General features: G+C 46.7%; 18 protein-coding genes and 1 pseudogene. 10 read left to right on the plus strand and 9 right to left on the minus strand.

Features of this window, described 5'->3' with window-relative positions:
- Nucleotides 1-42 precede the first annotated feature (42 nt).
- Together BACSA_RS08255 and BACSA_RS08260 are read right to left on the minus strand one after the other, a co-directional pair.
- Entirely contained in the window at nt 43-1,266 is a 1,224-nt protein-coding gene (locus BACSA_RS08255) for a DUF4861 domain-containing protein (RefSeq protein WP_013617656.1), read from the minus strand.
- A 103-nt stretch (nt 1,267-1,369) separates the two neighbouring features.
- The gene (locus tag BACSA_RS08260; RefSeq protein WP_013617657.1) at nt 1,370-2,977 is read right to left on the minus strand and encodes a glycoside hydrolase family 28 protein; all 1,608 of its coding nucleotides are present in this window, start codon (nt 2,975-2,977) and stop codon (nt 1,370-1,372) included.
- A 376-nt stretch (nt 2,978-3,353) separates the two neighbouring features.
- On the opposite strand from BACSA_RS08260, the gene BACSA_RS08265 reads away from it, so the two are divergent.
- From BACSA_RS08265 to BACSA_RS08275, 3 genes are read left to right on the plus strand one after another with little or no spacing between them, the layout of a single operon-like run.
- Entirely contained in the window at nt 3,354-4,211 is an 858-nt protein-coding gene (locus tag BACSA_RS08265; RefSeq protein ID WP_013617658.1) for an enoyl-ACP reductase FabI, read from the plus strand.
- 6 nt (nt 4,212-4,217) lie between these two features.
- A complete protein-coding gene (locus tag BACSA_RS08270; RefSeq protein WP_013617659.1) occupies nt 4,218-5,207 on the plus strand; it encodes a gliding motility protein GldB-related protein in 990 nt (329 codons plus the stop codon).
- 32 nt (nt 5,208-5,239) lie between these two features.
- Nucleotides 5,240-5,944 carry an SAM-dependent methyltransferase gene (locus BACSA_RS08275; RefSeq protein WP_013617660.1) on the plus strand — a complete coding sequence of 235 codons (705 nt, stop codon included), beginning with the start codon at nt 5,240-5,242 and terminating at the stop codon, nt 5,942-5,944.
- Nucleotides 5,945-6,071: 127 nt separating this feature from the next.
- Here the strand turns inward: BACSA_RS08275 and lipA are convergent, their stop codons facing one another.
- From lipA to BACSA_RS20155, 3 genes are all read right to left on the minus strand, one after another.
- Nucleotides 6,072-6,923 (minus strand): lipoyl synthase, encoded by an 852-nt coding sequence (gene lipA, locus BACSA_RS08280; RefSeq protein ID WP_041583945.1) that lies wholly within the window; start codon nt 6,921-6,923, stop codon nt 6,072-6,074.
- Nucleotides 6,924-7,037: 114 nt separating this feature from the next.
- A complete protein-coding gene (locus tag BACSA_RS08285; protein ID WP_013617662.1) occupies nt 7,038-9,239 on the minus strand; it encodes a S9 family peptidase in 2,202 nt (733 codons plus the stop codon).
- 157 nt (nt 9,240-9,396) lie between these two features.
- Complete coding sequence (locus BACSA_RS20155; RefSeq protein WP_169311444.1) at nt 9,397-9,567, minus strand: hypothetical protein; 171 nt, start codon at nt 9,565-9,567, stop codon at nt 9,397-9,399.
- A 94-nt stretch (nt 9,568-9,661) separates the two neighbouring features.
- Here BACSA_RS20155 and BACSA_RS08290 point away from each other — a divergent pair, with 94 nt between their 5' ends.
- The 7 genes and pseudogenes from BACSA_RS08290 to BACSA_RS20160 all read left to right on the plus strand — a co-directional run bounded on the left by BACSA_RS08290 (nt 9,662) and on the right by BACSA_RS20160 (nt 17,719).
- Entirely contained in the window at nt 9,662-9,988 is a 327-nt protein-coding gene (locus BACSA_RS08290; protein ID WP_052305976.1) for a hypothetical protein, read from the plus strand.
- 149 nt (nt 9,989-10,137) lie between these two features.
- Nucleotides 10,138-11,406, plus strand: coding sequence for a cardiolipin synthase (gene cls, locus BACSA_RS08295; protein WP_013617663.1), 1,269 nt, complete (start codon nt 10,138-10,140; stop codon nt 11,404-11,406).
- 130 nt (nt 11,407-11,536) lie between these two features.
- The gene (locus BACSA_RS08300) at nt 11,537-12,613 is read left to right on the plus strand and encodes an efflux RND transporter periplasmic adaptor subunit (RefSeq protein WP_013617664.1); all 1,077 of its coding nucleotides are present in this window, start codon (nt 11,537-11,539) and stop codon (nt 12,611-12,613) included.
- Between the two features lie 15 nt (nt 12,614-12,628).
- Nucleotides 12,629-15,661 (plus strand): efflux RND transporter permease subunit, encoded by a 3,033-nt coding sequence (locus BACSA_RS08305; protein WP_013617665.1) that lies wholly within the window; start codon nt 12,629-12,631, stop codon nt 15,659-15,661.
- Nucleotides 15,658-16,974 (plus strand): TolC family protein, encoded by a 1,317-nt coding sequence (locus BACSA_RS08310; protein WP_013617666.1) that lies wholly within the window; start codon nt 15,658-15,660, stop codon nt 16,972-16,974. The genes BACSA_RS08305 and BACSA_RS08310 overlap by 4 nt, the downstream gene beginning before the upstream one ends.
- Nucleotides 16,975-17,029: 55 nt before the next feature.
- Nucleotides 17,030-17,212, plus strand: a pseudogene (locus tag BACSA_RS08315) (PD-(D/E)XK nuclease family transposase); the annotation flags it as partial.
- A gap of 219 nt (nt 17,213-17,431) precedes the next feature.
- A complete protein-coding gene (locus BACSA_RS20160; protein ID WP_169311445.1) occupies nt 17,432-17,719 on the plus strand; it encodes a hypothetical protein in 288 nt (95 codons plus the stop codon).
- A 389-nt stretch (nt 17,720-18,108) separates the two neighbouring features.
- Here BACSA_RS20160 and BACSA_RS08325 read toward each other — a convergent pair whose 3' ends face one another.
- The 4 genes from BACSA_RS08325 to BACSA_RS08340 form a co-directional block, all read right to left on the minus strand.
- Complete coding sequence (locus BACSA_RS08325) at nt 18,109-21,000, minus strand: fimbrial protein (protein WP_013617668.1); 2,892 nt, start codon at nt 20,998-21,000, stop codon at nt 18,109-18,111.
- Nucleotides 21,001-21,017: 17 nt separating this feature from the next.
- Nucleotides 21,018-22,097: a FimB/Mfa2 family fimbrial subunit gene (locus tag BACSA_RS08330; protein WP_013617669.1), complete on the minus strand. Its 1,080-nt coding sequence runs from the start codon at nt 22,095-22,097 to the stop codon at nt 21,018-21,020.
- Nucleotides 22,098-22,108: 11 nt separating this feature from the next.
- Nucleotides 22,109-23,278 carry a FimB/Mfa2 family fimbrial subunit gene (locus BACSA_RS08335; RefSeq protein WP_013617670.1) on the minus strand — a complete coding sequence of 390 codons (1,170 nt, stop codon included), beginning with the start codon at nt 23,276-23,278 and terminating at the stop codon, nt 22,109-22,111.
- A gap of 392 nt (nt 23,279-23,670) precedes the next feature.
- Nucleotides 23,671-25,185 carry an Mfa1 family fimbria major subunit gene (locus BACSA_RS08340; protein WP_013617671.1) on the minus strand — a complete coding sequence of 505 codons (1,515 nt, stop codon included), beginning with the start codon at nt 25,183-25,185 and terminating at the stop codon, nt 23,671-23,673.
- Between the last annotated feature and the right edge of the window lie 12 nt (nt 25,186-25,197).

Raw genomic sequence — 25,197 nt, forward strand, 5'->3', positions numbered from 1 at the left:
TAGGTCAAATGCCGGAGTATGGGCAGCACACCGCAACCTTACTTACTCGATGACTTGTATCTTAACAGGCTGTTCCAAATACTTCTTCCATTCTTGCACGTAAGCAAACCATTTTTCTTTGGTCGGATATCCAAACGTTTCCTTGCACGATGTAAATGACGTGTAATAACGGAATGAACTTTCGCCGGGAGCGCTCACGGTATAAAGGAAGTTCTCCTTGTCGGCGGTTTCTTTTACGACCAGTTTCTTAGGGATATACGTAGCAAGACCTACCGTTTCCTTTTTATACTTCACCGTATCGTTTACGGGCCAATCGGTTCCCCAGCTTGCTACGAGTCCTTCATGGTCGGAATACATTGCGGCATGTCCGGTTATGTTTTGCACACCGGTAGCAAACACTTCATCGGTCAGCGGAGCATCAAAAATCACATCCACCTGTGCATCACGGTGTCCGGCATAGAGGGTGTAACGGTTTATCATATTCAGTTCTTTACCCTGATATTGCCAGCCTTTCACTTCGGCATCTACTACGGTACGTACCGGACCGTCGGCAAGAATCCGCTGGCCACGGATGTCAACGGGCTGAATCATGGTAGTCTGCGTGCCGTCCCATCCACGGAGCGTTCCGGCTCCGCAACTATTGTTCACCTTGATGACGTCATCCCCGAATCCCCGCTTCAATTGCTCATCGGTAGGATAAAACTGGCTTTCCTCGATTTCCAGTCCCTTGCGGAATTTGCCATAAAGGTCTGTGGTCTGCTTTTCGTTGAAATAAATGCGGTATGCTACCAGCTCGCTTTCGAAAGCGATGCCATGATGTTGCTGAATGGTATACGTATAAGCGTTTCCATCGGCATAAATGGCATACCCTTTGGCATATTGGTTTTTCTTGGAAGTACGGAACAACATTTCGGCAAAAACACGTGCGGGATATACCTTATCGCTTTTTTTCGGAGAAAGGGTGACGGTCAGTGTCTTTTTGCTTTGTGCAGGCACATTGACGACGAATGCCAGTTCATCGGCACGGGTGTCCCCATTCATATCGTCCAACTGGGAAGGTATTTCAGAAGTTCCGTCGGATACAACGGCAGATTTTACCGTAAAGTCTGTTTTTAATGTATGAAGGTCTATTACGACAGGCTCATCGGCCTTTTCAGTCTGCCAAGGATTTTCCACAATCACTTGAAATGTTTTCTCTGAGCTTTGTGCGGAAGCAGAGATACTTCCAGCCAGCCATGCTAAGCCAATAATAGCGAATGTTTTCATAAGTGTCAATTTATTTAGGCAACTAGGTACCCGTTGGCTAGCAACTAAGTGCGGAGAGGCTTTTTAATACGTGCATGCCAACCGGTACCTAATGATAATGCGGTCAGAATTTATAAGACTCGGCCTTATTTCCGATTTTTTCGTACTTCTTATCTCCTACGGTAATGTTGGTTACCCCCATCATCTTCAGGTTATCGCCACCTTTTGTCGTAATAACTTTCACATTCTTCAGGGTCGCGTTTTCGGCACGGTTCAATGTCACGCCGTCCTTTGCATCGGAAATGGTTACATTCTCAAGGAAAATGTTCTTGATAGGCATTTCGGGAAGTCCATTGAACAATACAGCACGTCCTACATTCTTTGCGGTGACATTCTTGATGAAGATATCACGGAATGCCGGAGTCTCCTCGGTTACCGGAGGCACAACTTCCTCTTTCGGAGCACCCGGAGCATCTCCTTCACCCGGCGCATTGCCTCCATAGAACAAGTCGAAGATAAGCGCCTCGTTCGGGATATTAATCATATTGATGTTATTGATGTGGATGTTTTCCACTACCCCGCCACGGCCGCGTGTGCTCTTGAAACGCAATCCGACATCCGTTCCCAAGAAGGTGCAATTATCAACGTAAATATTCTTCACGCCTCCAGACATCTCGCTGCCTACTACAAAACCGCCATGCCCGTGAAGCACTACATTGTCTCGGATAATGATATTCTGGCAAGGTTCCCCCCTGCGGCGTCCGCTTTCGTCCTTACCCGACTTGATGCAAATGCCGTCATCTCCGGCATCAAAGCTGCTATTAAGAACCAAAACCCGATTGCAAGACTCGATATCAAGCGCATCTCCGTTTTGCGAATACCAAGGATTCGATACACTTATATTATATACGGTAAGGTCTTCGCATGACAACGGATGAAGGCACCAGCTGGGCGAGTTCTTGAAAGTCACCCCTTCGAGCAGCACTTTCTTGCATTTAATGAAACTCAACAACACAGGACGGAGCCAGTCACGGATGCTGTTCCAATCTTCTTCGGTCTCGATGCCTTCGGGCACATTGAAATCCTTGCAGGCATTTGCGCCTTTGATAGAGCCCTCGCTCGGATACCAGATGTCTCCTTTTTCATTAAGCACGCCGCCCGAAGCCACCAGCTTGTTCCATTGGCTTGCAGTCATCTTCCCTTTCTTTACCGGACGCCATGTATCACCGTTCCCGTCCATGACTCCTTTACCGGTAATGGCTATGTTTTCAGCCCCGTTCGCAGATACCGGCGATTGGCAACGGCGCGTTTCCAATCCTTCGAAGGAAGTCTTTATAATGGGGTATTGCGTATGGTCAGCCGTAAAAAGCACCAACGCATTTTCTTCCAAATGCAGATTAATGTTGCTTTTCAGCACAATCGGACCTGTAAGCCACAAACCGGCAGGCACTACGACCGTACCTCCCCCTTGCTGAGATACAGCATCAATTGTTTGGGCAAACGCTTCAGTATTCAAGGTTATCCCGTCTGCCACAGCACCGAATTCGGTGATAGAACGAGAATGGTCAGGGAATGTAGGTTGCTGCACCTTAGCCATTTGGAATGGCAGGTTGCTATATACCTCATCCGAGATGACGGGCGAAACAGTTTGAGCATTCGCCGCTCCACTCCAAACAAAAGTAGCGGCTCCTAATGAAAGAAGCCATTGTTTTAACGTGTTGAATTTAATCATGCCTCTATAATTTTAAAGTTTTAGAATTCATTTTCCTTTTTATTATCCCCCACCTGCCGGTGTTCTTCCCAGAAAACCGGCAGGTCCGGATAATAAAGACTTTGTTTAACCTAATTTCTAACCTTAATAAAAAATAATGAAAAACCTCTTTTGTGTTGACAAATATAAGGATTTTTATTCAGACGCATGTGAAGTTTTTGACTGAATAGGTGAAAAAAATGTGCAAAATCGCTGTTTTAAACAGGAATAATTGGTCGGACATGGAATATCTAATCTTTTGGATGTAAAATCGTTCATATTTGAGATTTAATCCCAGAAAAAAGTGCTATTAACAGAAATGTTTGTATCTTTGCGATAAATTTATAGTTTAAGACGTATGAGTTACAATTTATTAAAAGGAAAAAGAGGTATTGTTTTCGGTGCGTTGAACGAGCAGTCCATCGCATGGAAGGTAGCAGAAAAGGCTGTTGCAGAAGGTGCAACCATTACATTGTCTAACACCCCGGTAGCGGTGCGTATGGGTGAAATCTCGGCATTGGCAGAGAAACTGAATTGCGAGATTGTACCGGCAGATGCAACCAGTGTAGAGGATTTGGAAAACGTGTTCAAGCGTTCAATGGAAATATTGGGCGGCAAAATTGACTTTGTATTACACTCTATAGGCATGTCGCCCAACGTACGCAAGAAACGTACATACGATGATTTGGACTACGACATGTTGAACAAGACACTGGACATTTCAGCCGTTTCGTTCCACAAGATGATTCAGAGCGCGAAGAAACTGGATGCCATCAACGAGTACGGTTCGATTGTAGCCTTGAGTTATGTAGCTGCACAACGCACATTCTACGGCTATAACGATATGGCAGACGCAAAGGCATTGCTGGAATCTATCGCACGCAGCTTCGGATACATTTACGGACGCGAGCACAACGTACGCATCAATACGATTTCCCAGTCGCCGACGATGACTACCGCAGGTTCGGGAGTGAAAGGCATGGACAAACTGTTCGACTTTGCCAACCGCATGTCTCCGCTGGGCAACGCTTCGGCAGACGAATGTGCGGACTATTGCATCGTGATGTTCTCTGACCTGACCCGTAAGGTGACCATGCAGAACTTGTATCACGACGGAGGTTTCTCAAGCGTGGGCATGAGCTTGCGTGCAATGGCTACGTACGAAAAAGGACTGGATGAATACAAAGACGAAAACGGAAACATTATCTACGGATAACACATAATGATGAAACGCATTATATTCATATTGGTAAGTGTCATTGCCCTTGCATCCTGCCGTTCAGACATGCAAGGCAATGACGCTTTGCTTGATAGGGGTATAAAAGTGTTCCGTTACGACCGTTTGCAATACGAAGCAACCGCAATGAACAGCATAGCGGCGGTGCAACGCATGAATCTGGATTGCCCTCAGGCGACCCGTATTCTGATAGAAGACGTATTGATGTTGGGCAAAGTGAACGATCCGAACATCAACGAGCGCATGTGCGCCTATTATGCCGACTCCATCCTGTTCCGCCTGATGCAGGATGCCGAAGAAAAGTTCAGCGACATGCGTCCGATAGAAGAAAAACTGACGAAGGGGTTCAAACGGCTGAAGGAAGAAGTGCCTTCTATCCCGATACCTTCGGTCTACTCGCAAATTTCGGCATTAAACCAATCCATCGTTGTAGGAGACAGCCTTTTAGGATTCAGCCTCGACAAGTATATGGGCGAAGACTATCCGCTCTACAAGCGTTATTATTACGCTTACCAGCGCCGCTCGATGAAGCCCGAGCGCATCCTCCCCGACTGTTTTACTTTTTATCTGATGAGCCAATATCCCTTCGGATGGGAAAGAGGGCGCCGCACCCTGTTCGATGTAATCATGCATCAAGGCAAAATCAACTGGGTGGCACGCAAGGCATTGGAAATAAAATCAAATGCCGAAATGCTGGACTACACGGAAGAAGAAACGGAGTGGTGCAAAAAGAACGAAAAGGCTTTATGGAACTGGATGGTGAGCAGGAAGCATCTGGAAAGTACAGATCCGATGATTATCAGGGCTTATACGCATCCCGACCCGAACATTATCTTAAAGGGTGAACGGATTCCTCCCGTTATCGGAATATGGATAGGCATGCAACTTACCGAAAAGTTCATGAAAGAACACCCCGACATGAGCATAAAAGCCTTGCTGGAGTGTGAAGATTTCAGAGAGCTGACACTCGAATAAAGGACGGCTTTACCTAATTAGTTTTTTTAAGTATGGATACAGCATTATATTTATTGCCGGTTACATTGGGTGACACGGCTATCGAACGTGTTCTTCCTTCCTATAACAAAGAAATCATTTTACAAATCAAGCATTTCATCGTAGAAGACGTGCGCTCGGCACGGCGTTTCCTGAAGAAAGTAGACCGGGACATCGATATCGACGGACTGGCTTTTTATCCGCTGAACAAGCACACCGCTCCGGAAGTGGTGTCGGGCTATCTCCGCCCCTTGGAAGAAGGACATCCGATGGGGGTAATTTCAGAAGCCGGATGCCCTGCCGTAGCCGACCCGGGAGCCGATGTCGTGGCTATTGCCCAGCGCAAAAACCTAAAGGTCGTTCCGCTGGTAGGCCCTTCTTCTATCATCCTGTCGGTAATGGGTTCGGGCTTCAATGGACAAAGCTTTGCTTTTCACGGTTATTTACCCATCGACCCTTCCGAGCGCATAAAACGTATAAAAGAGCTGGAACAGCGCATTTACGGCGAATCCCAGACCCAATTGTTCATCGAGACTCCGTACCGGAACAATAAAATGGCAGAGGATATCTTAAAGACCTGCCGCCCGCAAACCAAGCTTTGCATAGCCGCCAACATCACGTGTGAAGGCGAATACATCAAGACAAAGACCATCCGGGAATGGAAGGGGCATTTGCCCGATTTGTCTAAAATCCCCTGCATCTTCTTAATTTATAAATGAGGCTTTTCGCCCGGATGACGGAACGGATAAGCGCATGCGGAAACGCATCCGTATGTATTGCCCTACGCAAGCGGCTACATCGGACATCCCAACCGCTTGCATCAGCCATCGCAGGCGGTTGCGTTTATCAAGTGAACCGGATGTGTTTTTCCGCATGATACGAGGAGCGGACCAGCGGACCGCTCTCTACGGTAGAGAATCCTTTTTCTTCGCCTATCTCTTTATACTTCTGGAATTGCCCGGGAGTGATGTATGCCGCTACGGGATAATGCTTCCGGCTTGGCTGGAGATATTGCCCGATAGTCAGAATCTTGCATCCGCATGCAAGCAGGTCATCCATCGTCTGTTCTACTTCTTCCGGTGTCTCTCCTAAACCGACCATTATGCCCGACTTTGCCGTAATTCCGCTTTCGGCTATCATCCGTATCACTTGCAGGCTCCGTTCGTATGTAGCTACACTCCGCACCAGCGGGGTGATGCGCCTTACGGTTTCCAGATTGTGTGAAATGATATCGGGATACGCATGGATGACAAGCCGGATAAGTTCGGCACGCCCCTGAAAATCCGGAATAAGTGTTTCAAGGGTGGTATCAGGGTTCATTTCCTTAATGCACCGGATGGTCTCTGCCCAATGCGCGGCTCCCAAGTCGGGCAAATCGTCTCTGTCTACCGAGGTTATGACTGCATGGTCCAGCTTCATCAGACGGATAGACTCCGCTACGTGCAGGGGTTCTTCCGGGTCGAGCGGAAGCGGCTTTCCGCTTTGGGTATTGCAGAACTTGCACGAACGGGTACAGATGGCTCCGCCAATCATGAAGGTAGCAGTTCCTTTTCCCCAACATTCACCCAGATTCGGGCAGCGCCCGCTGGAGCAAATGGTGTGCAGCTTGTGTGTATCTACGATGCGTTTGGTATCGGCATAACGGGCATTGGCACCGATTTGTATCTTGAGCCATTCAGGCTTTCTTACGTGTTCCATGGTATATGTTATTTCACCACAGATTACACAGATTAAAAAATATTTTTCTCTGTATTCTCTCTGTGGCAAGTTCTTAATCCTTTTTTATCTGTGTAATCTGTGGTGAAAATCACATTACAGGTTTTCAATAAAGAAATTCGCTACGCGGTTCATCAGGTGTGTCCGGGTGTTTCCTCCTGATATGCCGTGGTTGCGGTTGGTATAGATTTGCATATCAAACTGGATGCCCGCCTGTACCAGCGCCTCGCTGTATTCGGCACAATTCTGATAATGCACGTTATCGTCTGCCGTACCGTGTATCAGAAGCAAGTTTCCGTGAAGCTTCGGTGCCCGGAGAATGGCAGAACCGGCACGGTATCCGTCGCCGTTCTCTTTCGGAGTGCGCATAAAGCGTTCGGTATATACCGTATCGTAAAAATGCCAGTCGCTGGGAGCGGCTATTGCCACACCAGCCTTGAAGACCTGCGTACCTTCGCTCATTGACATCAATGTCGTATATCCTCCGTAGCTCCAGCCCCAGATTCCGATACGGTTGGCGTCTACATAAGGCAAGGTGCCGAGATAGCGTGCCGTCTCTACTTGGTCGTGCGATTCCTTTACACCGAGGAAAAGATACGTGCATTTCTCGAATGCAGCCCCTCGTCCGCCTGTACCGCGTCCGTCCACGCATACGCTGATGTAACCGTGGTCTGCCATGTAGGCTTCGAACATGCCTCCGTCGCTAAAGCTTCCGATGCCCCATTCGTCTAACACCTGTTGCGAGCCGGGACCGCTGTACTGGTGCATGATGACCGGATACTTCTTGTTCGGGTCGAAGCCGGCAGGTTTCATCATCCAGCCGTTCAGCTCTACGCCTTCCGTAGTGCGGAAGGTGAAGAATTCTTTCTGAGGCATATTCAGGGTGGCGAGCTGCCCCTTCAGCTTGCCATTATCAAGCAAGGTGGTCAGTTCCCGTCCCCGGTTGTCATTGATTGTGATGAGGGTCGGAGTGTCTTTGCTGGAGTATTTATTGATGTAATAAGTCAAGTTTGTATTGAAAATAGCGGTATTGGTCCCCGTCCGCGTGGAAAGCTTCGTTTTCTTTCCTTTGCGGTCTATTTTGTAAACGGCACTCCGGAGCGGGCTTTCCTCGTTGCTGGTGTAATAGAACACATCGTTCTTCTGATCCCAGCCCAAGAAATCTTTTACTTCAAACTCGCCTTTGGTCACCTGGCGCACCAGGTTTCCGCCGATTGTATATAAATAGAGGTGATTGTATCCGTCGCGCTCACTCATCAGCACGATGTTTTCGGGATAGAAACGGATGTTGCTGTATGCCTGTTCCTTAACGTACTGTTCCGATTCGTCGCGGATGATGCTCTTGCAGATGGCGCTCCGCGGGTTTGCCATGTACACGTTGAACCGGTTCTGGTGGCGGTTCAAGGTCATAATGGCAAGTTTCTCAGGGTCTGACGTGAATTTGATGCGGGGAATATAACCGTCCGCATCAAGCGGAAGATCCATTTTACGGGTCACATGGCTCTTGATATCAAAAGTATGTACGCTCACTTTCGAGTTCACTTCGCCGGCTTTGGGGTATTTATACGTATAAGCGCCGGGATATGTGGCATACTCCGTGCGTTCGGGTGCCATGCCTTTGTACCACGGGAAGCTGAACATCGGCACTTGGCTTTCATCAAAGCGGATGTAAGCAATCATCTTGCTATCGGCACTGAAGTCGAAAGCACGGTTAAAGCCGAACTCTTCCTCGTATACCCAATCGGGAATACCGTTTAATACCTTATTATATTCTCCGTCCTTTGTCACTTGCGACTCGCTATTGCCGAAGAGCAATTTGACAAGGAAGATGTTATTGTCGCGTACAAAAGCGATTTGGAATCCGTCGGGCGAGAAGAGCGGCACTTGTTGCGGCCCGTTCTTCGAAAGCGGTTCTATGGTATTGTTCCTTATATTATAAATGTAATATTCTGCCGTGAACGAACGGCGGTAGATAGGCTTTGTCTCGGTCTGGATGAGAATCAGCTTTTCATCGGGCGACATGATGTAATCATCAAACGACTTGATGGGGCAATCGCGCGCGGTTTCCACATCGAATATGCTTTCCACTTCTTTTCCGGTTTTAAACGAATACTTCACAATCCGTTTCCGGTCGGCACTGATTTGTGTGTAATGCTCACCGTCCAGCATCGGCTTGATGCCATAAATGTTTTGGGGGCGGTATGTTCCGTCAGCCACGTCTTGCAGCGTTACCTTCTGCTGTGCGAATGCACATACGAACGCCACGAGCAGGCAGCTTAAAGTGATAAGTTTTTTCATTTTCGTGACAATTAAAATTCTAATCGGGGCAAAGGTATAAAAAATGCGGGAATATTGAAATTCGCCCGACATTGATTTTATGCAGTCATTGCGGAAATGTCCTTTCCTAGTATTTGTTTTTCTACCGCAAAATAACTACTTTTGCAAAAGACCAATCTTAAAAAGCTGTTTTGAATTTCTCTAAAAAGTTTTTCTTGGCTTGATGTATCCGTTTTCGTGTGCGCTTTGGGCGATTTTTTGGTCCTTTTCGCTCCTGTTCTTCGTCAGATAGCCCGCTATCTTCCTCATCACAGAAGCGGAAATGCCTCAAAAACTCATCCCAAATCATCGCACGATAAATTCAAAACAGCTTCTAAGAGCCATGCCTGAATTTATACCCTCCTTTACCTGATTTTGAACGTTGGATTTATGTACTGAAGAATATGGAAACATTACAAAGATTACCTTTTAAAGCACGCAAGGCGGTATTTGAAAGGCTGGAACAAATCGGAAACCTCGCCTCTCTGACATTGGAAGAACGGATGAAATATGATGCAAGCATAAACACCTACCGTACGCTACTTGCTGTGGAGGAATATGAGATAGAACAAAGAAAAAAAGAAAGAGAAGAAGGCAGAGAAGAAGGCAGAGAAGAAGGCAGAAAGGAAGAAAAAGAAGAAATGGTCAGAAACCTTAAACAACTTGGAGTCTCAACAGACATCATCGCTAAAGCTACCGGACTTCCCCCTGAAGAAATAGAAAAGGCTTGAAACATCAGGCAAAAGCATGAACGCATGACAACCAGTTTCAAAATTTTCATTATTTGAGGTCGATACTTCACTATTTAAGAAAAAATGAAAGTCCATTCCTTACGGCGTATCGTTTTATTGGCTAATTTTGTTGCCTAAACTAAATTAGCATGAAGAAACGATATCATATCCCTTTTAGCTGTTTGCTTTTCGCTTTATTGTCCTTGTGCACGGGATATGCCCAAGAATCAAAATGGCTTCCTTCTGATTCCGTATTCGCGCGTTATCTGCAAAACGAAAACTACCGGATTATCAATAATAACGAACTGACGCTTTTACCCAGCGGACGGGAAAAGTTCAACCATCTTTTTGAGGAGGTCAGAAAAGCAAAACACCACATACACCTGGAATATTTCAATTTCCGGAATGATTCGATAGCGAATGCGTTATTCGACTTGCTTGCCGGGAAAGTAAACGAAGGCGTAGAAGTGCGCGCGATGTTCGACGCTTTTGGGAATATGTCAAACAACCGTCCTTTACGGAAAAGGCATGTACGCGATTTGCGGAAAGAAGGAATCGAAATGGTCACGTTCGACCCTATCACCTTCCCTTACGTGAACCATGTAGCCAGCCGGGACCATCAGAAAATAGTGGTTATCGACGGGAAAACAAGTTATACCGGAGGAATGAACATTGCCGATTATTATATCAACGGGCTTCCTAAAATCGGGCCTTGGCGCGACATGCACCTGTGCATTAAGGGGCCTGCTACCGAAGAACTACAAAATGCGTTCCTTACGATGTGGAAGAAGGAAACGGGAGAAGAACTCAAAGGAAAGACCTATTTCCCGTATGGAAAAGATTCGTTAGAAGCCCTTCCGGTTCATTCCGGAGGGCAGGTAGCGATTGTGCAACGTGTTCCTAAAACCCGTCCGGAAGCCGTACGCCATGCGTATATCGCAGCCATTGATGCAGCCGAGCATAAAATACAGATTATCAACCCTTATTTTGTGCCTACGGTAAGCATACGCCGGGCTATTGAACGTGCATTAAAGAGAGGAGTGAAAGTGGAGATTATGATTCCGGGTAAGTCGGATATTTCGTTCACGCCCGATGCCGGTTTTTATTTCGCCAATAAATTACGCAAAAAGGGAGCGCGCATCTATATTTACAATGGAGGATTCCATCACTCGAAAGTGATGATGGTAGACGACCGGTTTTGTACGGTTGGAAGTACAAACCTGAATAGCCGGAGCCTTCGCTACGATTATGAAATCAATGCCTTTCTTTTCGACCTGCCGATTACCGACCAGTTGAGCCGCATCTTTGCTCAGGACAAACGGAACAGTACGGTAATGACCCGTGACGTATACCGCGACCGTACGCCTTGGAAACGTTTCGTCGGCTGGTTTGCCCACCTCCTGACTCCGGTACTATAAGAAGCCTACCCCCAGGAAATGTATTTCTCATGTGTGAATATTCTCTAAAACGATAGGGAGTATTTAAACGTTTTCTTACTTTTGTCATCACATAAGCATTAGTAGAAACCAAAATTAACATGAAAGGCACATGAACAAATGGATTAAATGGGGGATTATCGTGGCGATAATAGCCGGATTGACCGGATTGGGCATTTATTCGTTTACACCGCGAGAGAATACCGAACTCAATGAGGCGGACAGGAAAATGCCTGCCGAGAAAAAGCAACTCTTGAACGTGAACGCACAAGTAGTACGCCCGCACGTCCTGACCGATAAACTATTCGTAAGCGGCAAGCTTATACCCGATGAGGAAGTGGACCTCTCGTTCGAAACATCAGGAAAAATCGTTGACATCAATTTTCAGGAAGGGACAATGGTGAGCCAGGGGCAATTGCTTGCCAAGGTAAACGACAGCCAGCTTCAGGCACAGTTGCAAAGACTGGAAGCGCAGATGCCTCTTGCCGAAGACCGCGTGTTCCGCCAGAACGCCTTGCTCCAGCGTGATGCTGTAAGTAAGGAGGCTTACGAACAGGTGAAAACCGAGCTTGCCACCCTTCATGCCGATATTGAAAACGTACGTGCCACGATTGACATGACCGAGCTTCGTGCTCCTTTTGATGGAGTGATAGGCTTGCGGCAGGTCAGTATGGGTGCCTACGCTTCGCCTACAACCGTCATTGCCAAACTTACCAAGATAAAACCGATTAAGGTGGAATTTGCCGTCCCCGAACGTTATGCACGTAAGATACGGAAAGGTACGAAGCTATCATTTAAGGTAGAGGGGCATCTGGATGCGTTCGAAGCGGAAGTGTATGCCCTGGAGTCGAGCATTGACCCCGAGACGCATGCCCTGACCGTACGTGCGATTTACCCGAATACCCGTGCCGAACTGCTTCCCGGACGCTATGCCGATGTCGAATTGCGCCAAGGCGAGATACAGGATGCCATCGCCATCCCTTCCGAAGCCATCGTGCCCGAAATGGGGCAGAACAAGGTCTTCGTATACCGCTCAGGAATCGCCATGCCTGTCGATGTGGAGATAGGCATCCGAACCGAATCCGAAGTGCAGATACTCCGTGGGTTAGCGGCTGGAGATACCATCCTGACTTCCGGAACCTTGCAGCTCCGCACGGGAATGCCTGTAAAATTGGATAATATCAACTAAAACCGTGCCTGCCTTATGAATATTTCCGAACTCAGTATCCGCAGGCCGGTGCTTGCCACCGTGCTCACCATCATTATCTTGCTTTTCGGATTGATAGGCTATACGACCTTGGGTGTACGCGAATACCCCTCGGTGGACAATCCCATCATATCCGTAACGTGCAGTTATTCGGGAGCCAATGCCGATGTCATCGAGAACCAGATAACCGAGCCTTTGGAACAGAACATCAACGGTATCCCCGGCATCCGTTCGCTTTCCAGTGTGAGCCAGACGGGTCAGAGCCGCATCACCGTGGAATTTGAATTATCGGTCGATTTGGAAACGGCGGCAAACGATGTACGCGACAAGGTTTCGCGTGCCCAACGTTACTTGCCTCGCGATTGCGATCCGCCTACGGTATCGAAAGCCGATGCCGATGCCAGCCCCATTCTGATGGTGGCTATCCAGAGCAATAACCGTTCGCTTTTAGAATTGAGCGAGATAGCCGACCTGACCGTAAAAGAGCAGCTTCAGACCATATCCGATGTGAGCAGCGTGTCGATATGGGGTGAAAAACGCTATTCGATGCGCTTGTGGCTCGACCCCGTAAAGATGGCGGGCTATGGTGTGACTCCAGTTGACGTGAAGAATGCGATGGACAACGAGAACGTAGAACTTCCCTCGGGAAGCATCGAAGGAAATACCGTAGAACTGACCTTGCGCACCATGGGACAAATGCATACCGCCGATGAGTTCAACAATGTCGTAATTAAGGAGGTAGGCGGACAAGTCATCCGACTGAGCGATATCGGGTATGCCGAACTGGGTGCTGCCGACATAAAGAGTTACATGAAGATGAACGGTGTGCCGATGGTGGGCGTGGTGGTCATCCCTCAACCCGGAGCCAACCATATCGAGATAGCCGATGCCGTGTACGAACGTATGAAGCAGATGGAAAAAGACCTTCCCGACGATGTGTCTTACACGTATGGATTCGACAATACCCGCTTTATCCGTGCCTCCATTGCCGAAGTGGAGAGTACCGTTTACGAGGCTTTCTTCTTGGTTATCGTCATCATCTTCCTGTTCTTGCGCGACTGGCGCGTCACGCTGATACCGATTATCGTGATTCCGGTCTCGCTCATCGGTGCCTTCTTTATCATGTACGTGGCGGGTTTCTCCATCAATGTATTGACCATGCTGGCAGTGGTGCTTTCGGTAGGACTGGTGGTAGACGATGCCATCGTAATGACCGAAAACATCTACATCCGTATCGAACGGGGTATGGAGCCTTTTGAGGCAGGCATCGAGGGGGCAAAAGAAATCTTCTTTGCCGTAGTGTCTACCACCATCACGCTGGTAGCGGTGTTCCTCCCCATTGTGTTCATGGAAGGTACCAGCGGCAGGCTGTTCCGCGAGTTCAGTTTTGTGGTGGCTGGTTCGGTGCTCATCTCTGCCTTTGCCGCCCTCACTTTTACGCCGATGCTTGCCACCAAACTCTTGAAGAAACGCAAAAGACAAAGCTGGTTCTACCGCAAGACCGAACCATTCTTCGAAGGCATGAACTACTGGTATGCCCGTGGGTTGAGCGCATTCTTGAAGCGTAGGTATTGGGCTATTATTTTCACTGCAGTCACATTGGTGCTTATCGGTGTGCTTTGGACGCATATCCCGGCAGAAATGGCACCTCTGGAAGACCGTTCGAAAATCACCATCAACACCCGTGGCGCCGAGGGGGCGAGCTACGAATATATCCGAGACTATACTGAAGACATCAACCTGCTGGTGGATTCCCTCATACCCGATGCCGAGGCGGTCACAGCCCGGGTATCGAGCGGAAGCGGAAACATCCAGATTACGTTGAAGGATATCAACGAACGCGACTACAGCCAAATGGAGGTGGCGGAGCAGCTTTCGCAAGCCATCAAGACCAAGACCAAGGCACGCGCCTTTGTCCAGCAGCAGTCTTCTTTCGGCGGACGGCGGAGCAGCATGCCCGTGCAATACGTGCTTCAGGCGGTAAGCATCGACAAGCTGGAAAAAGTATTGCCCGCTTTCTTAAAAAAGGTGTATGATAACCCGACTTTCCAGATGGCGGATGTCGACCTGAAGTTCAGCAGCCCCGAAATGCAGGTCAACATCAACCGCGACAAGGCAGGAACGATGGGGGTAAGCGTGCGCGATATTGCCGAAACCCTCCAGTACGGATTGAGCGGCCAGCGCATGGGGTATTTCTACATGAACGGCAAGCAATACGAGATATTGGGGCAAATCAACCGCCAGCAGCGCAACCAGCCTGCCAATATCCGCTCCATCTATATCCGGAGCGATAAAGGCGAAATGATTCAGCTGGACAATCTCGTGGAATTTGTCGAGTCAATCACCCCGCCCAAACTTTATCACTACAACCGTTTTATCTCCGCTACGGTATCGGCGGGTCTTGCCGAAGGAAAGACCATCGGCCAGGGATTGGACGAGATGGATAAGATAGCCGCCGAAACCTTGGATGAAACCTTCCGTACGGCACTTTCGGGCGACTCAAAAGACTATCGGGAAAGCTCATCAAGCCTGATGTTTGCCTTTATCCTGGCGTTGGCGTTGATTTACCTCATCCTCGCGGCGCAGTTCGAAAGCTTTAAAGACCCGCTCATCATCATGCTCACCGTGCCCCTTGCCATTGCCGGCGCATTGATATTCATGTATTTCGGGGATATCACCATGAACATCTTCAGCCAGATTGGCATCATCATGCTCATCGGACTGGTGGCGAAGAACGGCATTCTGATTGTGGAGTTTGCCAACCAGAAGCAAGAAGCAGGCGAGGACAAGATGCAAGCCATCCGCGATGCTGCCCTCCAGCGCCTGCGCCCCATCCTGATGACCAGTGTGGCTACGGTATTGGGACTTATTCCTTTGGCGTTTGCCACGGGCGAAGGTGCCAACCAGCGCATTGCTATGGGAACGGCAGTAGTGGGGGGTATGCTGGTATCGACATTCCTCACCATGTTCATCGTGCCCGCCATTTATTCGTACATATCCACTAACCGAAACAAAACCAAGAACGTATGAAGCAGATTCTTATCTTGATAATAGCTGTGTTTGCCGCACTTCCCCTTCAGGCACAATATGAATATACCTTGAAGCAATGCCTGGAAGAAGGATTGCTGAACAACTATTCGCTCCGCATCTCGCGCAACGAAGAGCAAATCAGCAAGAACAACGCCACGTTGGGCAATGCGGGTTATCTGCCTACGGTAGATTTTACCGCAGGATATACCGGTGACTTGAACAGTTCCGATTCGAAATTGCGTGCCGACGGGAGTACGGTAGCCGAACGCAATGTGCTCGACCATACCCTCGATGCCGGCATCGATTTGAACTGGACTATCTTCGACGGCTTTAATATCTCTACCACTTACAAGCAATTGCAGGAACTGGAACGTCAGGGAGCTACCAATACCCGGATTGCGATTGAGGATTTCATCGCCACGCTCACCGCCGAGTATTACAACTACATCCAGCAGGAAATCCGCCTGAAGAACTTCCGCTATGCCGTTTCGCTCTCGAAGGAACGTTTGCGCATTGTAGAAGAGCGGTACCACATCGGTAATTTCTCGCGCCTCGATTTCCAACAGGCAACGGTAGACTTCAATGCCGACAGTGCCCAGTACATGAAACAGCAGGAACTGGTGCACACCTCGCGCATCAACCTGAACGAACTGATGGCGAATAAGGATGTAGACCGTCCCATCCGCGTGCGTGACTCGGTCATCGACCTGAACCGCATCCTTGATTTCGACGAGCTTTGGAATGCCACGCTCAGCGTCAATGCCAACCTCTTGCATGCCGACCAAAATACCGTCTTGGCCCAATTGGACTACAAGAAAGTCCTCTCGCGCAACTATCCTTACCTGCGCCTGAATGCGGGATATGGCTATACCTTTAATAAATATGATGTGAACGCCACGCGCCAGCGCAGCAATTGGGGATTCAGCGGAGGCATTACCATCGGTTTCAACATCTTCGACGGAAACCGCCGGCGCGAGAAGCGCAACGCCAGCCTTGCCATCCGCAACGCCCAACTGGAACGCGAACAGGTAGAGCAGGCTCTTCGTGCCGACCTGAGCAACCTGTGGCAGGCATACCGCAACAACCTCCGCCTGCTGCACCTGGAACGCCAGAACCTGATAGCCGCCAAAGAGAACCACGAGATAGCCAAAGAGCGTTATCTCTTGGGAAATCTGTCCGGAATCGAAATGCGTGAGGCACAACAAAGCCTGCTCGATGCCGAAGAACGCATCCTCTCTGCCGAGTATGACACCAAAATGTGTGAAATCTCTCTCCTCCAGCTGAGCGGAAAAATCACGGTGTATCTGAAATGACAATGTCATCACAGTAGAGACGATGCGCACATCGTCTCTACTACATGCGGTATTTTTCCGGATGCCGGATATCATGGAACACAAGTTGCGCACAGACATCATACTGGCAGATCGCGACACACATGAGTTGTTCAGCGACAAGATGCGGTTCATCTTTATAGAACTGCCTTCTTTCGACAAAGAAGAAGAGCAATGCGAGAATGATTTTGAACGTTGGATTTATGTACTTACCGGACTTTCCGCCGAATAGATAGTACAATTATAAAAGAATATGAGCACCCGTAATCAGCCCTGTAGGGGCGGGATCTGCCCACACGTATGCGTCAACTTATCCACACGAATGCTTTATTCTTTTTATTGAACACAGAGACGCAGAGACACGGAGAATTAACAATTGGCTTCTTTCATCAAACGCAGAAACGCAGAGTTTTAGAAGCTGTTTTGAATTTATCGTGCGATGATTTGGAATGAGTTTTTGAGGCATTTCCGCTTGTGTGATGAGGAAGATAGCGGGCTATCTGACGAAGAACAGGAGCGAAAAGGACCCAAAAATCGCCCAAAGCACACACGAAAACGGATACATCAAGCCAAGAAAAACTTTTTGGAGAAATTCAAAACAGCTTCTTATTTAATTGACAATTATTTCCCTCTCGGCATCGCAATTATCCATTGTCAATTCTCTGTGCCTTTGCGCCTCTGTGTTCCATTCCATTTTTTCGCAAACCAATTTTATTTTACGATATAATATCATCACAAAACGCAGCCAGTTGCGGAAGCCTGCGGATATAGGTGCGGCGGCAAGCGCATATAGGTTCATCCGCTGTAAGATTATTAATCTTCAGGCTGCAAGATTATTAATCTTACAAGCGGAAGATTATTAATCTTACAACAGGCGAAGCTATCTGCACTGAAACAAGAAGATAATCACATTGTCCGTTTAACATAAGTGGTCCGGGCACTTTACATAAGTGATGCGGCTATGCCACTTCCGTCCGTTTACGAAGCCTCTTCGGGAGATAGAAAACAACAAGTCCGGCACGCATCCCTGCGAACCGGACTCCCCTTAGATTACTAATTTAAATTTCGTGGGAACGCTTTCCCTCTGGTTTTGATAAAGATAGTTCATTTGTTCTTTTACTCTACTACGTCACGTACACAACGGACGAACCCCTCTGTATCATCTGTTCCTGTCAATCCTCTAACATCAGGTATTTGCATAATTGCACCTTGATCTGTTATTTGCACCATATAAGCTTGTTTGGTTTGTCCATCCCGACGAGGATTCTCTTTTCCATAAAAATTAAAACTCGTCCTGCAATGAACATGAGCACCATCAGATAAGCTATCAAACAACCCTGCCGTCAACATCAACATTAATTCCCGATGATTAGGCATACGCCACGTCCCTGCCGGATAACCATCCTCTGAATACCTTACACAAGGATCATTTCGGCGTACTGCTGCAGCTGTATAAGAAACATTTCGCCCCTCATCATCCTGGATATAGTTCTCTGCATACTGAAATTTACGGTAAAGCCGGTTTTGTTCTTCTGTTTGATTATGAGAAGATAAAACATCATTGATAACCTGCCCTCTATATGCCCGCTCCTTCATATGGGGAAATTCGATTATATTCCCATTATGAGAATAATAAGGTTCACGAACTCCCTCGCCTAAATTACGCATACAACGATAGGTTCTTTTACGTTCTCCTAACAAAACATTTTGATCCGTTTCGTCTTCCACATCTGATTCATATACAGCATCACCTCCTCTAAATATCTGTGTAGCAAAACCTTCCTCCGACCATATAATCCATGGCGCAACAATATTATATTGATTTTCTCCCCACGTACTTGTAAAATAATGCTTGATTGTCCATACATCTTCTGTATAAAGTCGACTGCTAGTAGACAACGCGTCAGTACCTGCATAAATTGCAGAATATTGGTCAATAGCCGGAAGATACCATTTGATTTCGCTACCTTTAATTGTTCCATCCCCATTTTCATCCCGATTACGCAACAAGCAGGCATAAGCCGCATATTGATAATCAACTGGAGCATAATAATTCTCAATTCCAGCGTCAAGGTATCCCCAAGCTGCAAAGTTTGTCTGAGTAAGACTTCCTAACATAGCAACTGTATTGTCCAATCCTTTTTCTTCATCAATAAACCTATTATTTGGATCAACATTCCCCATTGGCAAATCTCCGGTTTCATTTATTGTTTCAATGCCAAATCCTATACCAGCATAATATAAGTCCGGGGTCTGAATAGCCCGTTGGGATATAACATATTTAGTATGAATTGTAGAACTATTTCCATCTTCGCTGTCCAAAATTTCACCGAAGATATAAGCCTCCCGATTGGTTTGATTCGTATATTCTCCCCAATTATGCACATTTTCATCATAGACATATTCCTTCACGAAACAAGTCACCACCAAATCACCGTTTGCATCTGCATATTCAGAGTCTTTCTTTTTGGTCCGAATGTCTTTTAAAGCATCCATAAGTGCATTTAAATTCATCAATTCAGCAGACGAATCTCCGGGGTAAGGCTGCAACCGATCAGTACAATAAATATTATTATTTTTTTCATTCAACCTAAACCGCAACCAATCAACATTCGCTTCACGCTCCTCAAACGGAGAATTAATACGCCAACGGAAAAAATCATCAAGAGTTCCCACCGCCGTTATTTCGTCCAACGTGAATTTCATCAACAACGCCTCGTTATGTGCATCTACATCATAAAATATACCATCCTGAAAGAATACGTCCCCTTCAGCACCTGGTTCTTTTTCAGTAACACCATCCTGATCATCATTAGACGTTTCAACTTCGACAATAATATTATTTACCCCATTCACAGTTATAACATAGTTGTATTCTACATTCCGTACATTTGAAAATGTGCCAAAAGAATCATTTGTCCAATCCCCTAAATGGATTATATAGTCCACAGAGGCACGTGCTTCTGTACCAGAAGAAACATGAGTTGATTCTGTAACCTTCCCCTCAAATAATCCATGCAAAATTACATAAGTTCCATTCTCAGGAGCGTTAGTAAATACACGTTCATTATTTACTCCTTTTTCCCAAGCTTCACGCTCTGCATAACGAGTACAACTTGAGTTTTTAGCCATTTTTATGTTTTCCGGTACATAAAAAGACAATGTATTCCCTTCTAACGGTTGCAATCCCGATTCTGTATCCCAATAATTATCAGGCGATTCAGTTCTATTATCATAGTTTATCTGATTTCCATTAGCATCTGTTAAAGCAACGAGTGATGTTTTCGATGGAATTTTACATACTTGGTAAGACAAAAGTGTAAAATTGTCACAATTTGCCCCCTCTCCTACCTGTATTGTAAAATTTATCCGAGAATCCGTACGATAAAGCTTTACTTTCGCATCTTCATTCTCTTCGACCGGTGTAATTGATCCATCTGTTCCTATATTGCAATACAAACATCCGGACATTAAATAACGAGTTTCTCCGATGCGATTTAATGCCGTACTATTCCGACTACGTAATTCTACACAAATTTGTTGCAAATCATCAATATCCTTCACAGACCGTATTGTATTCTCAAATGAAGCATCTCCACCAAGATTATATTCCGAAGGAGATTCTTGGGCATTCGCTATCGCATAAATCATGGATTCACCACTAAACGTAGAAATTTTATTTATAGTCCCTTGCAAAGTTGCGTCTGTCGGATAGTTCTGATTGTTTATAAAATCTTCACCAGAAAAAAAGTGCACATTGCCTTTCAAAGCCCCAGTTCTTCGATTGAATATCAAAACATACAAGTCATTTACATTATTTTCCGGATTTCGTTCACCCGCCCGTGTCCCTACAGTTTCCTGCTTGGGTATAGCCGCAGAGAAAGTCAGGTCTATCGTGACGGGAATGCCTTCCTTTACGCCGCTTTGCTTTATCATTTCTTCGTCTTGGCAACTGCTGCATAGCAAGGCAGCTGCACATAGTGTATATATAGTACGTAATATCTTCATAATTCTTTCCTCCGATATTAGTTAAATGTATGGTCTCCTCCGCCTGTTCCCCACGGCTGGACGGTATAAGTCAGGGTATTCAACGTAGCTGGCTGCGAGTATGTACAAATCGTAGTATAAGCGTAATTTCTTTTTATATCATAATCAACAGTTGCTCCATCAGCAATAGAAGCTACATTATTATATGACTTACCACCAATGGTTATGCTATAATACAATGCATCATCAGCATCCGTAGCCGAACGTTCCGGCAAATAAACCACTTCGCTTACATACCGATTATTCTCTGATTTAGCCTCATCATAAAAAGGAGCATCCTTAGTAGAGGACAATTCTATAATATCATCTCCCAATGTAGACAAACTGCTTCTAATCGTTCCCTGCTTTATCAAAGAATAGCTACCCGGTATTTCATTTTCAGATAAAGAAGCCGTTATCCCATCTGTAATCTCATCTGATGATTGTATCACCAACTGTGCTTTCGCTAAAGCACGATCGAGTACTATCGTAATAGAGTTTTCCTCACCTGCACGAATCAAAAAGTCCTGTTTCGTGGACATCAACATATATTTATCTGTTCCCGTTGGTTTACGAATATCATTTTCGGTAAACTTCACTTGCATGCCATCTAAATCTTCCTCACTTATATCTTTATCCTCTCCTAATGCTACTGATAAAAGTTCATCCTCTGTATTTGAATAACCATCCTCATTGGCTATGCAATAAAATGTGTATGTACCACTGCTTATTTGCCCTATATTCTGTTCGTCTAAAACAACCGAAGAAGCATCCGTGCTGGCATCTCCTGTATGGTCAGGAATGTCAGGACTTCCACCATTTGTCAACGACAAATTCAAGATGTTTTTACCTTCACTATCAAATATCAGAAAGCGTAACTTCCCTACATAATCCTCATACTCCGTAGGCGTAGTCGTATTTATCCCCCGCGTCACAATCGTGAGGTAGGTGCCGCCGGTGGGCGAAGACGGGGCTTCTGCCTCTGTGGCATCTTGGCTGCAACCTGCCAGTGCCAGCACAAGGCAGGCAAGGACGGGGGCAAGCAGCCGGCGGTATATCTTGTTTTCAAATTCTTTCATACTTCTTGATTTTAAAGTTCTACGGGCCGGTCTACCAAGTTCCAGCCATTGATGATGATGGTTATCGCTGTCCACGGGTCGGGATCGGGTGTAGGATAATCTGGGTCAGGATCCGGGTCAGGGTCGGGATCTGGGTCGGGATCCGGATCTGGATCGGGATCGGGGTCAGGATCTTCCGGCTCGTGCTTGCACGCAAACTCCAGTTCTATCAGGTAATGGTCTTCGCGGTCCAGCCCCTCTTGCGTCTGGTATTGCTCGATGCGGGTAATCAGGTCCATCAAGCCACGCTGATATACGATTTGGTCTCCCTGACGGATGACGAGCTGCGCATCGTCGTTGTCCAGCATCAGGCGCAGTTCGGAGAAGTCTGCCACGTAAACGTGTTCCTGCTCGGTCGGGTACGGGCGGTCGTCGCCATGGAACACCGGGTCGTACCACTCGGCAAAACGGCCGGGCAGGTAGATGATTTCTTTCTTATCGACTACGTTGTTCGCGAAGTCATACGAACCGTTGTTGTCTATGATTTCCGCGGTGATGCTCTGCGCGTGTTCGGTATGCGTGCAATATTCGGTATGCCCTTCCTCGCGCCAGCGCACCACGAGGCGCACATCGTTGCGGTTCTTCATCAGGTCGATGGGGACGGTCTGGTCTTCGCCGTTCACTACCGTGACAGGCTGTGCCGTCATGCCGTGGAAAAGCGAGTCGGTAAGCATCGCCACATCGGTCTCTCCGTTCAGTACGGAAAGCAGCGCCATGCGTCCGCCGTCCATCGAGGTGCCTTCCGCCTGGTTGTGCATGGTTTCGTCTTCGTAGTGGTTGCCCCACACTACGAACTGGTAATTGCCCGCGGGCAATTCAATTTCCTTCGTATAGTTGTCCGGGAAGCTGCCCGTTGTTTCCTCGGTAATCTGCTGCAGGAAACGGCCTTCTTCGTCGAATACAAACACATCGACCTTGCGTACCTGCTGACTGAAGAGGTCAACGTACTCGCCGTTCTCTTGCGTGTTGTGCATAAAATAAGTCAGGGCAAGTTTCAATGTGCCCGTAGTCGGCTCAGGTTCCGGCTCGGGAGTAACAGGAGGCGGGCAATCGGACATGTCCTCCTTAATGCATCCGGAAAAGCATCCCATTGCAAGCAGCAGTCCGAACAACGGGAGTAGCAGATGATGTGTCTTGTTCATTTGTTCTTGTTTTTAATGTTTGAATGTAGGGGCGTATCGCATACGCCCGAATACGTTTTACCCCGTATGGGAAACGTGTCTCGTGTATGCTTTCGGGCGTATGCGATACGCCCCTACAGGTTTGTTTTATCTCTATCAATGCGAGGGGACGGCATCCCCTTATCCGTTTGTTTCGTTTGTTTTTAGGCCTTCCGCCTTAGTCTTACGTCTTAGTCACGCTTCCGCACCCGTCACGCCGGATTTGTAATCCGGCGTAATGGAAGTATCGGATTTGCAATCCGAAACATCAACTAACGATGCTGCGGAAAGCGACTTCACCTGCGGATGATGCGGATTGCAAATCCGCGCAAGCGGTACGGCGGATTACAAATCCGCCGTGACGGATGTGTGGGTTATTGCAGGTCTATATCAATATCCTTAAAGTTCCACGGTTTAATAGTAAGTGTAACGCCTAACCAAGTATCCGGATGAATCGGTTGTTCAGGATCGTCAATACCACCTGAATTTCCCGGTAATTGAATACTATTAATTGTGTAAGCATACCAATCGTTACGGAATACAGGAGCTAAATTATTATTTTTATCATCAGCATCTGTATTATAGTCATTTACCCACAATGTATAATTACCCTTACCACCGTCATACTTTTCAAAAGCATAACCTTCTGTTTCCAATGCAGCAATAACGTCAGCTAAATCATCCACTCCTAATGCAGTTGTATAACTAGACAATTCATCTTCAAAAATATATGTATTGATAAAATTGTCACGATGTTCTTCAGGTGCTCCTACAATGCGATAGAAAGTCTTGGCATTATCAACACCAGACACGTCAGCCGGAGTCTGCGGAGTAATCGTCTTGTCAGCATCACCTGTAATAGAGAATGTCATGACTTGCTTCGGAATCATTGTAGCTTCTACTCTAATAAAAGTAGTGTTTCCTTGCCTGTAGCTACCTACAGCATGAGTATTCTCCAAGCAGTAGAATATTGCAGTAGAAGGTGTTGTTCCATTATATACTGTTTGTGCTTCAGACAACACGTATGTCTCATTCCAACTTTCGAAAGCACTTTCGAGTGTAGCAGGCCATGAATAATAAGGAGTAGTACGATAACCACCCGTTGCATCATTATTAGCCCAACGATATGTACCGGCTGAAGTATATGTAGACGGAGTTGTAAATTCATAGTTATCAGCATTACCTATCTTACAATCCAACGCTTTTAATGTAAAGGCATTATCTTGGTTAGTAAGCATATTCTCATCCAATGCAACAGAAACCTTAGCGACCATACGCTCTACTTCGAGCTTAACTTGGTTCACACTACTACTTGAAGTAGCTTCTTCCTGTGAAACATTATCTACAATCTCTTGCTCAACTACATCCGTGCTGGACATTGCAAAATCAGTCGCAGTAGCATTATTTGTTCCTCCAGAAGTATAGAAACTTGATGCAGCCTTTGCCAAATCTTCATTGGATAAAGTTCCGCTAGTAGCAGTCAAATCTGAATTTCCATCTTCTTCATTCAAGAATGCATAGAAACGTTTTTCACCCGGAGTGATTGAAAAGACATACTTACCAAGCCCATCTTGACCTTGCAATGCTGAACTTCCATAAAACACATTCTTTTCAATTACATTACTTGTATTGGTAATAATAATTCTTACAGAGTTAACATCTCTTTCACCATCTGTTCCTGCATCTGGTGTTCCGGTTTCGGGCTGAGAACCGTCATACTTTGCTCTTGAAGTTACGCTCTGTCCGAAGTCCAATGCAATGCCTACATACGTAGTCCCCTCATTCGGGTTAGTCCCATTCGCACTCTGACCGTTTTCGTCCAGGTTGTCGCTACATGCAACGAGGCTTAGCCCCATTGCACCCATCATGAAATACTTGTTCAGTTTCATAACACACATTTT

It is taken from the genome of Phocaeicola salanitronis DSM 18170 (genome assembly GCF_000190575.1).
In the GTDB taxonomy this organism is placed as follows: Bacteria; Bacteroidota; Bacteroidia; order Bacteroidales; family Bacteroidaceae; genus Phocaeicola; species Phocaeicola salanitronis.